The organism is Pseudomonas sessilinigenes (assembly GCF_003850565.1).
GTDB lineage: Bacteria > Pseudomonadota > Gammaproteobacteria > Pseudomonadales > Pseudomonadaceae > Aquipseudomonas > Aquipseudomonas sessilinigenes.
Genome location: NZ_CP027706.1, coordinates 1,887,808 through 1,899,906, shown reverse-complemented (window position 1 = coordinate 1,899,906; position 12,099 = coordinate 1,887,808). Strand labels below are relative to the sequence as shown.

Annotated in this window: 10 protein-coding genes, 6 tRNA genes and 1 pseudogene; 4 read left to right on the top strand and 13 right to left on the bottom strand. The window is 62.9% G+C overall.

The features are described from left to right. Nucleotides 1–480: 480 nt before the first annotated feature. The 6 genes from C4K39_RS09000 to C4K39_RS08975 form a co-directional block, all read right to left on the bottom strand. A tRNA-Gly gene (locus C4K39_RS09000) sits at nt 481–556 on the bottom strand. Nucleotides 557–559: 3 nt separating this feature from the next. Then, a tRNA-Glu gene (locus C4K39_RS08995) sits at nt 560–635 on the bottom strand. 105 nt (nt 636–740) lie between these two features. Then, nucleotides 741–816, bottom strand: a tRNA-Gly gene (locus C4K39_RS08990). Nucleotides 817–819: 3 nt separating this feature from the next. Beyond that, nucleotides 820–895, bottom strand: a tRNA-Glu gene (locus C4K39_RS08985). Nucleotides 896–1,000: 105 nt separating this feature from the next. Then, nucleotides 1,001–1,076: transfer RNA gene (locus tag C4K39_RS08980), tRNA-Gly, on the bottom strand. Between the two features lie 2 nt (nt 1,077–1,078). Next, nucleotides 1,079–1,154, bottom strand: a tRNA-Glu gene (locus tag C4K39_RS08975). A gap of 405 nt (nt 1,155–1,559) precedes the next feature. On the opposite strand from C4K39_RS08975, the gene C4K39_RS08970 reads away from it, so the two are divergent. Then, entirely contained in the window at nt 1,560–2,318 is a 759-nt protein-coding gene (locus tag C4K39_RS08970) for a hypothetical protein (RefSeq protein ID WP_068587940.1), read from the top strand. 66 nt (nt 2,319–2,384) lie between these two features. On the opposite strand, the gene C4K39_RS32180 is transcribed toward C4K39_RS08970, so the two are convergent. The 3 genes and pseudogenes from C4K39_RS32180 to C4K39_RS08960 form a co-directional block, all read right to left on the bottom strand. Next, nucleotides 2,385–3,248 carry a methyl-accepting chemotaxis protein gene (locus tag C4K39_RS32180; RefSeq protein WP_416220677.1) on the bottom strand — a complete coding sequence of 288 codons (864 nt, stop codon included), beginning with the start codon at nt 3,246–3,248 and terminating at the stop codon, nt 2,385–2,387. Then, nucleotides 3,246–3,470: pseudogene (locus C4K39_RS32175) on the bottom strand (HAMP domain-containing protein); the annotation flags it as partial. The pseudogene C4K39_RS32175 and the gene C4K39_RS32180, both read right to left, overlap by 3 nt. Nucleotides 3,471–4,550: 1,080 nt before the next feature. Next, on the bottom strand, nt 4,551–5,312 hold the full coding sequence (locus C4K39_RS08960) for an SDR family oxidoreductase (RefSeq protein ID WP_068587941.1): 762 nt from the start codon (nt 5,310–5,312) through the stop codon (nt 4,551–4,553). 235 nt (nt 5,313–5,547) lie between these two features. Here C4K39_RS08960 and C4K39_RS08955 point away from each other — a divergent pair, with 235 nt between their 5' ends. Next, the gene (locus C4K39_RS08955; protein ID WP_124346158.1) at nt 5,548–6,552 is read left to right on the top strand and encodes an NADP-dependent oxidoreductase; all 1,005 of its coding nucleotides are present in this window, start codon (nt 5,548–5,550) and stop codon (nt 6,550–6,552) included. A gap of 61 nt (nt 6,553–6,613) precedes the next feature. Here C4K39_RS08955 and pyrF read toward each other — a convergent pair whose 3' ends face one another. Continuing rightward, nucleotides 6,614–7,315, bottom strand: coding sequence for an orotidine-5'-phosphate decarboxylase (gene pyrF, locus C4K39_RS08950; RefSeq protein WP_068587945.1), 702 nt, complete (start codon nt 7,313–7,315; stop codon nt 6,614–6,616). Nucleotides 7,316–7,629: 314 nt separating this feature from the next. Here pyrF and C4K39_RS08945 point away from each other — a divergent pair, with 314 nt between their 5' ends. Then, on the top strand, nt 7,630–8,394 hold the full coding sequence (locus C4K39_RS08945; RefSeq protein ID WP_068587947.1) for a response regulator: 765 nt from the start codon (nt 7,630–7,632) through the stop codon (nt 8,392–8,394). Beyond that, on the top strand, nt 8,394–9,446 hold the full coding sequence (locus C4K39_RS08940; RefSeq protein WP_124346157.1) for a sensor histidine kinase: 1,053 nt from the start codon (nt 8,394–8,396) through the stop codon (nt 9,444–9,446). The genes C4K39_RS08945 and C4K39_RS08940 overlap by 1 nt, the downstream gene beginning before the upstream one ends. Before the next feature lie 14 nt (nt 9,447–9,460). On the opposite strand, the gene C4K39_RS08935 is transcribed toward C4K39_RS08940, so the two are convergent. The 3 genes from C4K39_RS08935 to C4K39_RS08925 form a co-directional block, all read right to left on the bottom strand. Then, nucleotides 9,461–10,513 (bottom strand): AI-2E family transporter, encoded by a 1,053-nt coding sequence (locus C4K39_RS08935; RefSeq protein WP_068587950.1) that lies wholly within the window; start codon nt 10,511–10,513, stop codon nt 9,461–9,463. Between the two features lie 69 nt (nt 10,514–10,582). Beyond that, nucleotides 10,583–11,386, bottom strand: coding sequence for a DUF4892 domain-containing protein (locus C4K39_RS08930; RefSeq protein ID WP_178083955.1), 804 nt, complete (start codon nt 11,384–11,386; stop codon nt 10,583–10,585). A gap of 8 nt (nt 11,387–11,394) precedes the next feature. Then, on the bottom strand, nt 11,395–12,054 hold the full coding sequence (locus C4K39_RS08925; RefSeq protein WP_124346155.1) for a glutathione S-transferase family protein: 660 nt from the start codon (nt 12,052–12,054) through the stop codon (nt 11,395–11,397). Nucleotides 12,055–12,099 lie beyond the last annotated feature (45 nt).

The window sequence follows — 12,099 nt, the reverse complement described above, 5'->3', positions numbered from 1 at the left end:
AAGATAGGCAGCCTCGCTACTCACCAGCGAACTGCCATAGCGAAAATCACGATCGACCAGGATCAGTAGAGCGAGGTAGGACATTTCGCTCTGTGGCGCGCGAAAGGCCTGAGGGCTTACTCCAGCGAGGATAGTCGCACCCTGTTGGGATACCGTTCGGTGCTATAGCTGGGAACGAAGACAATGCTGTCCAGGCCATCGAGAGGCGGGTCATCGACGCATACCTTTATTTTTATAGTTAAGGGCAAGGTGCTTTCGATGAAGAAACTAGGCTGCGGCGCCGCTCGGTTCAATATCATATTCGATCAATCAAATATCATTTTCCTGCAAGCTCCAGTACTGCCGGGAGCTGGCAGGACAAGGGAGCGGACGAGCTCGAAACGGTATCTGCCCAGACGATTACAGGACGGCGTGAAGCCAAGATCGCTTTATGACGCGCAAACAAAAACGCCGCTCGAATGAGCGGCGTTTTTGTGAATTTGGAGCGGGAAACGAGACTCGAACTCGCGACCCCGACCTTGGCAAGGTCGTGCTCTACCAACTGAGCTATTCCCGCAAATGGCGTCCCCTAGGGGACTCGAACCCCTGTTACCGCCGTGAAAGGGCGGTGTCCTAGGCCACTAGACGAAGGGGACACGCTACCCGGAACACATGGTGTGTGTTTCGGTGTCCAGGTCCACATCCGAAGACTTGGGTCCTGGTTTCACTCAGTCTCGCCCGAAAGCCAGACTGTTTAAAATTGGAGCGGGAAACGAGACTCGAACTCGCGACCCCGACCTTGGCAAGGTCGTGCTCTACCAACTGAGCTATTCCCGCAAATGGCGTCCCCTAGGGGACTCGAACCCCTGTTACCGCCGTGAAAGGGCGGTGTCCTAGGCCACTAGACGAAGGGGACACGCTACCCGGAACACATGGTGTGTGTTTCGGTGTCCAGATCCGCATCCGAAGACTTGGGCTCTGGTTTCACTCAGTCTCGCCCGAAAGCCAGACTGTTTAAAATTGGAGCGGGAAACGAGACTCGAACTCGCGACCCCGACCTTGGCAAGGTCGTGCTCTACCAACTGAGCTATTCCCGCATTGGCGTCCCCTAGGGGACTCGAACCCCTGTTACCGCCGTGAAAGGGCGGTGTCCTAGGCCACTAGACGAAGGGGACACGCTACAACATTCACTCCCTCCAGCGTTTCGCGTTTAGCTTTCCGCTGAAAGTGGCGCGCATTCTATGGATGCTTTGGGAGGTCGTCAACCCCCAGATATAACTTTATTTAAATCAATAACTTCGGACCCGTTTCAGGCCTGCCATGGGCTTTTCTGCTGCCCGCGCTTTGACGCCTATATTCTGTCACCCGACAAGACGCTATAGTCCTGCGCAGCCGGTGATATCAATTTGAACCCATGGCCCTCCCTGTTCGCCTGCTATCACTATAGAGACGGTCATCGCATCTATAGGGACAGGGCTCAAGCCATCTCCGGCTCGTCGAGCGGCGCTATGCGCCCAAATGCCAAGCCACTACACTCGCACGCGAAATCCTATAACGAGGTTTTAACGGTGACACCACTCATGATCACCCTGCTGGTAATAGCCGGGATCGCACTCTTGATCGCCATTGGCTACATGAACCATGTGGTGGAAAACAACAAGCTGGAAAAGGTCCGCACCAAGGTCGAGCTCAATGACCGCCTGCGCCGCTGTGGCGAACTCACCGAAACCTTCCCCGGCCAATTCATGTCGCCGGCCCTCAAGTTGCTGCTGACCCGCCTGGAACTCAATGTGGTGCAGCGCCTGCTCAACCTGGATAAAGCCAACACAGCACTCAAGGCCCGCCTTGCCGAGCTGAACACCCTGGTAGGCCAAGGGGAGTCGATCCCGGTCAACAACCCGCCATCACCGATCCTGACCGAAGCCAAGGCCAAGGACGTGCGCTTCCTGCTGGAGGCCATGCACGGCCAGGTCACCCGCGCCGCCCACGATGGTTTCCTGCCCCCCAACGAAGCCAAGCGCTGGATCAAGGAAATCCGCCATATCCTGGTGCTGCTGCACATCGAATTCTTCAACAACCTGGGACAGCACGCCTTGCAGCAGAACCAGCCAGGTCAAGCCCGCCTGGCCTTCGAGCGCGGAGTGCAATACCTGCGCAAGCAACCGGACCCCAAGGTCTACAGCGAACAGCTGGAGTACCTGGACAAGCTCCTGGCACGGGCCAATGCCATGGTGCTCTCGACCCTGGAGCCGGCGGAAGACGAGGTCAACGAGTTGACCCAGGGCCTGAAAGAAGTGGAAGCCGACGCCGACTGGAAAAAGAAAGCCATCTACGACTGAGATGGATGATCGTGCCCGGCGCGCCATGCCGGGCACTGGCTGGCTACAGCCATGCCCACCTCGCCGCTACAGGCGAAAATGCCCCACCATGGATTTCAACTCGCCCCCCAATTGCGCCAGCTCGATGCTCGACGCGGCGCTGCCCTGCATCGCCTGCGAGGACTGATCGGCACTGGCGCGAATGCTGGTGACACTGCGATTGATCTCCTCGGCCACAGAGCTTTGTTGCTCGGCGGCGGCAGCGATCTGCTGGTTCATCTGCTGGATCAGCGACACGGCCGCGGCGATGCTGCCCAAGGCGCTTTCGGTAAGCAACGCATCGCTCACCGCTAGCTTGACCAACTCACCGCTGCCCTGGATCTGCTGGACCGACGAGTCCGCGGCTGCGTGCAAGGCCACCACCAGACGGGCGATTTCTTCGGTGGACTGCTGGGTGCGCTTGGCCAACGCCCGCACCTCATCGGCCACGACCGCAAATCCCCTGCCCTGCTCACCCGCCCTCGCAGCCTCGATGGCCGCATTGAGCGCCAGCAGGTTGGTCTGCTCGGCCACGCTCTTGATCACATCCAGCACGCTACCGATATTGGCGATCTCGGCATTCAGGCTCTGGATACCGCTGCTGGCGCGATTCGCTGAATCCGCCAGTTGCTCGATACGCTGCATGCTCTGGCGTACCACCTGCTGGCCAGTCTCGACCTTGTCATCCGCGGCCTGGGCCGCCAGCGCCGCCTCCTCGGCATTACGTGCCACATCATGGACCGTGGCGGTCATCTGGTTCATGGCCGTGGCCACCTGTTCGGTTTCCTCCTTCTGGTTGCTGACTTCCAGGTTGGTCTGCTCGGTCACGGCAGACAGCGACTGCGCCGATCCGGCCAGGCTTTCGATCCCCGATTGCAGGCCGCTGACGATACTGCTCAAGCCGCTGCTCATTTGTTGCATCGCCTGCATCAATTGGCCGATCTCGTCACGCCGCCCGACCGCCACCGTCGCCGTCAGGTCCCCCGCGGCTATCTGCTGGGCCACCTGCATCACAGTGCGCAGGGGCCGGACGATTGACCGGGTAATAGCCAAGGCCGCCAACAACCCCACCAACAAGGCCAAGGCCGACGACCCAAGGATCAACAGGGCGTTTTTCTCCAGCTCGTCCTGCATCGACCGATCCTGGGCGGCATAGGCCTGGTCAACACGGGCCATCACCTGGGCCGCACGCTCGTGCAACTGCCTATAGACCTGCTTCTCCTGGACCAACAGGCCCGTGTACTCGTCGAGTTTTTCGCTGAAGTTGCCGATGTGCCCCGATACCTCATTCAGAACGGTCTGGTATCCCGCGTCCTTGACGCTGCCCTTGAGCTGTTCGACCAGGGCCAGGGACTGCACGGCCTGCTCGATCCGCCCCTGCTCGCCGGGCTCCTGGTCCCCACCCTTGCGGTTCTGGTCCAGGCGCACCCGTGCCTCGTTCATGGCCTGCAACATCAGGCGCGAGACCTGGCTGACCTGGCTGGCCTGCTCGATGAACCCGGCCCCCTCCTGGCCCTGGGAATCCTTGAAGGAATAAGTGCCGTCGTCCACCAGCCCGGCCTGCAGCACATCGAGGTTGTTGGCCACGCTGGACACCGACCAACTGGCCATTTCCAGCGCCAGGTCCTTGGCCTGGGTCAACTCGACGAACCCATCGAAGGCCTTGCGATAGTCAGCCAATGCCAACTCGACATCCGCCATGACCGCCTGGTTGGCCGAGGACTGGCCCTTGAGTCGCTGAGCCAATGCCCCCAGTGCCTCCAGGTTTTCGTGCAGGGTATCGACGACCTTGCTGTCGCCATGCAACGCATAGTCCTGCTCCAGCAAGCGAATCTTGAGGACCCCGCTATTGAGCTGCGACATCTGCTTGAGGCCATCGAAACGCTGGCTGATGGTTTGCAGGGACCAGACCCCGATACCGGCCACCAGTGCCGTCAGGAGCAACACCAGGGCAAAGCCCATGCCCAGTTTCTTGGCCATGCCCAGGTTGGCAAAGCGTCCGCTAGAGGTCGTCGTCATGCTGCGCAATCCCCTTCAAGTCCCCAATGGCGACAGGGCCATTTGTTTTTGCGAAGGGTCGCAACGGCGAACACCGGCACACAAGTCTCTGGCGTCGCAATAATGGCAAAAAGCTAGACAGAGGTCGTTTTCAGGACGCTGAAGGTCGATTCCATCGACGCCTGGCGGCATTTGCCGCCAGGAACCGGCCACTCATCAGATCGCCGTGGCCCCTCCATCGACAGCCAGTGCCTGGCCGGTGGTAAAGGCTGCGCCGTCACTGCACAGATAAAGCACGGCGCTGGCGATCTCCTCGACCTTGCCGATGCGTCCGACCGGGTGCATGGCCGCGGCGAAATCGGCCTTCTTCGGGTCTGCCTCGTAGGCACGGCGGAACATGTCGGTATCGATCACCGCCGGGCACACGGCATTGACCCGAATCTTCTTCTTGGCGTACTCGATGGCCGCCGACTTGGTCAGGCCGATCACCGCATGTTTGGACGCGGCATAGATACTCATCTTCGGCGCCGCGCCCAGCCCCGCTACCGAGGCGGTATTGACGATGGCGCCTCCACCCTGGGCCAGCAACAGCGGCAGCTGATGCTTCATGCACAGCCACACCCCCTTGACGTTGACCCCCATGATGGCGTCGAACTCATCCAGCGAACCCTCGGCCAGGCGACCTTTCTCGATCTCGATCCCGGCGTTGTTGAAGGCATAGTCCAGGCGACCGTAGGCCTCGAGGGTGCGGGCCATGAGCTGCTGCACATCGGCCTCCAGAGTGACATTGCAGGGCACGAACAGCGCCTCGCCCCCCGCCTCGCGAATCAGCGCCACGGTGCCCTCGCCGCCGGTCACGTCCAGATCCGCCACGACCACCTTCAGGCCCTCGGCAGCGAACGCCAGGGCGGTGGCGCGGCCGATACCGTTGGCCGCGCCGGTCACCAGGGCTACCTGGCCGGAAAACGTCATGCTCATGCAAAGCTCCTCGATCCTGTACGGGCCCAATACCCGGGCCCATCTAGCCATAGAGGGTAGACGCAGCGGCAGCACTATCAGGCATCCGTTTGCCACCCCATGCGTCCGGGTGATGAGGCCTCCTGCCACTTATCACGGCTCTGGATCGCAGCCCATTCGCTGGGCGGGTGAGCCTTGCAGCAGCCGGCCCAAGGGACTATCAACTAGGGTTTCATCCAGCTCTCGAGGGCCTGCCATGACCACCCTGACCAACCGCCAGTTCCTGCTCGCCAAGCGCCCCGTTGGCGCGGCCACCCGCGATACCTTCACCTACCAGCAAGTGGCCGTGGCCGAGCCCGGTGCCGGACAGATCCAGGTGAAGAACGAATACCTGTCCCTGGACCCGGCCATGCGCGGCTGGATGAACGAAGGCAAGTCCTATATCCCGCCGGTGGGTATCGGCGAGGTCATGCGCGCCCTGGGCGTAGGCCGGGTGAGCGCCTCCAGGCATCCGGACTTCGCCGTCGGCGACTACGTCAATGGAGCCCTGGGGGTACAGGACTATTTTGTCGGCGAGCCCCGCGGCTTCTACAAGGTAGACCCACGCCTGGCGCCCTTGCCGCGCTACCTGTCCGTGCTGGGAATGACCGGCATGACCGCCTACTTTGCCCTGTTGGATGTCGGCGCCCCCAAGACTGGCGAAACCGTGGTGTTGTCCGGGGCCGCAGGCGCAGTGGGCAGCATTGCCGGGCAGATTGCCAAGCTCAAGGGCTGCCGGGTGGTCGGCATCGCCGGCGGCCAGGACAAGTGCCGCTTCCTCGTCGAGGAACTGGGCTTTGACGGTGCCATCGACTACAAGAGCGAAGACCTCCAGGCCGGTCTCAAGCGCGAGTGCCCCAAAGGGGTCGATGTGTATTTCGACAATGTCGGCGGCGATATCCTCGACGCCGTGCTCACCCGCCTGAACTTCAAGGCCCGGGTGGTGATCTGTGGCGCCATCAGCCAGTACAACAACAAGGAAGCGGTCAAGGGACCGGCCAACTACCTGTCGTTGCTGGTCAATCGGGCGCGCATGGAAGGCTTCGTGGTGATGGACCATGCCGCGCAGTTCGCCGCCGCCGGGCAGGAAATGGCCGGCTGGATGGCCAAGGGGCAACTCAAGAGCAAGGAGGACATCGTCGAGGGCCTGGAGACGTTCCCGGAAACCCTGATGAAACTGTTCAGCGGCGAGAACTTCGGCAAGCTGGTGCTCAAAGTCTGAAAGCAGGCCAGCCCCGGAACCGGGGCTGGAGACAGGGAGCCGGAAGAACGGCTCCCGGGTATTACAGGGCCAGCTCGGCCACTACGTCGGCCAGGGCCTTGGCCGGATCCGCTGCCTGGCTGATGGGGCGACCGATCACCAGGTAGTCGGAACCGGCATCCAGGGCCTGGCGCGGCGTCAGGATACGCCGCTGATCGTCGTGGGCGCTGCCCGCCGGACGGATCCCCGGGGTCACCAGTTGCAGGGACGGATGGGCGCTCTTCAGGGCCTGGGCCTCGAGCGCCGAGCACACCAGGCCATCCATACCGGCCTTTTGCGCCAACGCGGCCAGGCGCAGTACCTGTTCCTGGGGTTCGATATCCAGGCCAATGCCAGCCAGGTCCTCACGCTCCATGCTGGTGAGCACGGTGACACCGATCAGCAGGGGCTGCGGGCCGCTGCGCTGGTCCAGCACCTCACGGCAGGCGGCCATCATGCGCAGGCCACCGGAGCAGTGCACGTTGACCATCCAGACGCCCATTTCCGCAGCAGCCTTGACCGCCATGGCGGTGGTGTTGGGAATGTCATGGAATTTCAGGTCCAGGAACACTTCGAATCCCTTGTCCCGCAGGGTCCCGACAATCTCGGCCGCGCAGCTGGTGAACAGCTCCTTGCCGACCTTGACCCGGCACAGTTTGGGGTCCAATTGATCGGCCAGTTTCAGTGCGGCGTCACGGGTGGGGAAATCCAGGGCGACGATGATAGGTGTCTGGCAGGCGGACATGAAGAAGCTCTCAGGCAAGTCGAAATCGGCGCGGATTGTAGCGCAAGCCGCACCGATCCGGGACCCGATGCGCGCTAATTCCTCCTCAATGGCGATCCGAGGTCCCCACCAGCACGGCAAATTCCCCAGGCATCGGGTCTTTTGTATCGATCCGGATACACGAACGACACGCCCGTAACACGCCATGACGCTACCCTTGCCAGCCGCAAGACCCTCGAACAGCGCTTCCAGCCCCCGGGCCGGACGCCTATGCTGAAGTCGCAAGCTTGCCACTCCCTGGTGGCCGGCAGCCTACCTGGCAGATGACCCTACCCATGCATAACACTCCAGCCCCTCTCAACGACGACTCCAAAGCCCCGGCCAATGGCGACGACAAGCGCTGGAACACCCGGGCGCTGATCGTCGACGACGACCTGCCGATCCGTGAGCTGCTGATCGGTTACCTGGCGCGCTTCAACATCCACGCCAGCGGCGTCACCGATGGGGCCGCGATGCGCCAGGCCCTGCAAACCGAACATTTCGACGTGGTGGTTCTCGACCTCATGCTGCCCGGCGAAGACGGCCTGTCCCTGTGCCGTTGGTTACGCACCGAATCGGAGATCCCGATCCTCATGCTCACCGCGCGGTGCGAGCCTACCGACCGCATCATCGGCCTGGAACTGGGCGCCGACGACTACATGGCCAAGCCCTTCGAGCCCCGGGAACTGGTGGCGCGAATCCAGACCATCCTGCGCCGGGTGCGCGACGATCGCAGCGAACAGCGGGCCAACGTGCGCTTCGACAACTGGCGCCTGAACAGTGTCCTGCGCCAACTGATTTCCGCCGACGGCCTGGTCGTACCACTGTCCAACGCCGAGTTCCGCCTGCTCTGGGTCTTCCTTGAACGCCCACGCCGGGTCCTGAGCCGCGAGCAGTTGCTGGATGCCGCCCGTGGGCGCTCCATCGAAGCCTTCGACCGCAGCATCGACCTGCTGGTGTCGCGCCTGCGGCAAAAGCTCGGCGATGACCCCAAATCACCGCAATTGATCAAGACCGTACGTGGCGAGGGCTACCTGTTCGACGCCCGGGACATCGGCTGATGCGTGGACGCGTCGATACGCTGTTCGGCCGGCTGTTCGGCGTCTTGCTGGTGGCAATTGTCCTCGCCCATCTACTGGCATTCTTCTGGTTCCACCATTACGGCCCCCCTCCACCGCCGCCGCCCCCACCGCCCGGATCGGTGGCTCTCGACAATGGCCAGGCCCCGGCCCCGGTGCCACGCTTCCCCCGGCGACCGCGCCCCTGGTTCGGCGGCCCATTGGTGCCCCTGACCTTCCAGTTCATCTCGCTGATCATCGCAGCCTGGTACGGCGCCAAGTTGCTATCACGCCCCATCCAGCGCCTTAGCGCTGCCGCCGAGCGGCTCAGTGAAAACCTCGACAGCCCGCCGTTGGAAGAACTCGGTCCCCACGAGGCACGGCAAGCCGCCAGCACCTTCAACCAGATGCAAAAGCGCATACGCGAGCAGGTCCAGCAACGCGGGCGCATGCTCGGTGCGGTCTCCCACGACCTGCGCACGCCCCTGTCGCGCCTGAAACTGCGCCTGGAGCAGATCGAGGACAGCAAGCTGCAAGGACAGATGCGCCAGGACCTGGACGACATGATCAAGATGCTCGATGCCACCCTCAGCTATCTGCATGAACAGCGCACCAGCGAGATCTGGCAATTGATGGACGTCCAGGCGCTAGTGGAATCGATGTGCGAGAACGCCCAGGACCAGGGCGCCGATGTCCAGGCCCAGGGCCATTGCGCGCCCTTGCTGGTACAGCCCATGGCCCTGCAATCGTGCCTGAACAACCTGCTGGACAACGCGTTGCGTTATGCCGGCCAGGCCACCTTGACCCTGGAGGACAGCCGCGATCAATTGCTGATCCGCGTCATCGACCATGGGCCGGGTATTTCTGCCGACAAGCGCGAGGCGGTGTTCGAGCCGTTCTTTCGCCTGGAAGGATCGCGCAACCGCAACTCAGGCGGGGTGGGCCTGGGCATGACCATCGCCCGCGAAGCGGCCGAGCGCATGGGCGGCCAGTTGCGCCTGGAGGAAACCCCTGGCGGCGGCCTGACCGCGGTATTGCGACTGTCGCGCCCCTGAGCGCCCTGCAGGCCTCAGCGCGGTTCCTGGGGCCGTGACTGGCTGGCGCTCCAATCCAGCAACAGGCTGTAGGCCACTGCCAGCAAGGTCGGGCCGATGAACAAGCCGATGAAGCCAAAGGTGAACAAGCCCCCGAACACTCCCAGCAGGACGATCACCAGCGGCAGGTTGCCACCGCGACTGATCAGGTAAGGCTTGAGCACGTTGTCGACGCCACTGATGATGAAGGTGCCCCAGATCCCCAGGAACACCGCCATGCCGTACTCGCCCTTCCAGGCCAGCCAGGCGGTGGCCGGAATCCAGACCAGGGGCGGCCCCATGGGAATCAGGCTGAGCAGGAAGGTCACGATCCCCAGCACCAGTGCTCCGGGCACCCCGGCGATGATGAAGCCGATCAAGGCCAGCAGGCCCTGGGCCGCCGCTGTGCCGATCACCCCGTTGACCACGCGCTGCACCGTACCGGCCACCAGGTCGATGTAGTAGCCCGCACGATCGCCGATCAGGCGCTCCAGCAAGCGATGCACGAACAACGCCAGGCGCGGGCCGTCGCGATAGAAGAAGAACACGAAGACCAGGCTCAGGGTCAGCTCCAGGATGCCCCCGCCCACCTGGGCGCTACGGGCCAGCAACCAGTTGCCCACCTGCCCCAGGTAAGGCTTGACCGCCACCATCAGTGCCGCGCCCTGTTCGTCGATGCTGTTCCACCAACCCACCAGGCGCTCGCCCACCAGCGGCAAGCTGCCCAGCCATGCCGGGGCCTCGGGCAAGCCATCCACCTGGACATCCTTGATGAACGCCGTGGCATCACGCACGTGATCCGCCAGGTTGAGGCCGAGCCAGACCAGTGGAGCCGCTACCAGCAGCATCCAGCCCAGGGTCAGCAAACCGGCGGCCAGGGATTCGCGGCCGTTGAGCCAGCGAGTCAGCAAACGCATCAACGGCCAGCTGGCAAAAGCCAGGACCGCCCCCCAGAACAGGGCCGACCAGAAAGGTGCCATCACCCAGAAGCTGGCACCGAACAGCACCAGGAGCAGGATCTGCACCAACAGGCGATCGTTATTGGGCATGAAATGTCTCGCGCAAGAGTAACCAGTGAAGAGTAGGCGAGCCCGCGAGTGCGGGCCGCCTGCAAGAGCTTAACGCAGCAGTTCGAAGTGCAGGCCGGATGCCTGGGTGTCGCCGGTTTCCATTCGCGTCGCGCGTACGCCCTGGCCGATCAGGGCCTGGCGCCAGGCTTCGGCCTGTCTACCGGAGAGACTGACCCGCAAAGTGGTATCCAGGTTCAACCCACGCGACAGCAAGTTGAGCCAGGCCGGTTGTGGCTCGGCAAGCCTGGCCAGGTCCAGCCTGCCGGTATCCTTGAGCTGGCGCAGCAAGGTCGCGGAGGTAGGTAGCAGCTCTCCCAGTGGGGTCCCTGCGTCGAACTGCTCCACATGCAGGTAGGCCCGGCGATTGCCCCGGGTAATGCTGTAGAGGGCCACCAGGGAGTTGTCCCTGGGCGCTGCCAGGCGCAACAACAGGTAGGCCTGTTGCTCGTCGATGCCGTACAGCTTGGCATTGCCGAATACCTCGTTGGCCCACAGGCTGCTCTCGCCGCAGTCCCGGGCCTGGCACCAGAACAGCAGCTCGGCCCCCTGCATCTGCAAGGCTTCGCGGGCCAGGGTGAAGGCTTCGTTGGAGCTACGCTCGGCGGGCAACTGGTAGGTGACGGTAGTGAGCTTGCCGCGGGCATTGACCTGGCCATCGAAACGCAACTGGCCGCTGATTCTGCGGATCGCCCCCATGGGGTAGATCCGCTCCTGCTCCGCCTCGGGGCGGTAGTCGACGATTTGCGCATCGGTCAACCGTGGTACCAGGGGCAGATCCTGGCTGCCGGGCAGATCGGCGGCGACCGCCAGCAGGCTGACCAGCGATAGGCCCAGAACACTCAGAGAACGCATTGGGCCCCTCATCGGATCAGCATGGCCTGGGCGCCCTTGACGACGCTGGCGTCATCGCTGCGTTGCGGGACCTGCAAGCCACGCTGGACCGCAGGCCGAGCCTCCATGGCCGCCATCCAGCGTTGCAGCGCCTCCAGCCCCTGGACCGGAACACCCGACCACTCATGGCCGCGTACCCAGGGGAAGGTGGCGATGTCGGCAATGCTGTAGTCGCCGGCCAGGTACTCGACCTGCTGCAGGCGGGTGTCGAGCACCTCATAGAGCCGCCGGGTCTCGTGCTGGTAACGGTCGATGGCGCCCTGGAGCTTCTCCGGGAAATAGCGGAAGAACACATTGGCCTGTCCCTGCATCGGACCGATGCCGCCCATCTGGAACATCAGCCATTGCATGACCACCGAGCGCCCCTTGGCATCGGTCGGCAGCAAGCGGCCGGTGCGCTCGGCCAGGTACACCAGGATCGCACCGGATTCGAATACCGGAAAATCGCCATTGTCGCGGTCGACGATGGCCGGAATACGCCCATTGGGATTGATCTTGAGGAACGCCGGCGCCTTCTGCTCCTTCTTGTCGAAGCTCAGGGCATGCACGGTATAGGGCAGGCCGAGCTCTTCAAGCAGGATGGAAACCTTATGGCCATTGGGGGTCGCAGCGGTGTACAGATCTATCATGGTTGTCTCCCATTTCAACCCGCCAAGCCTCGACAGTTGACCGGA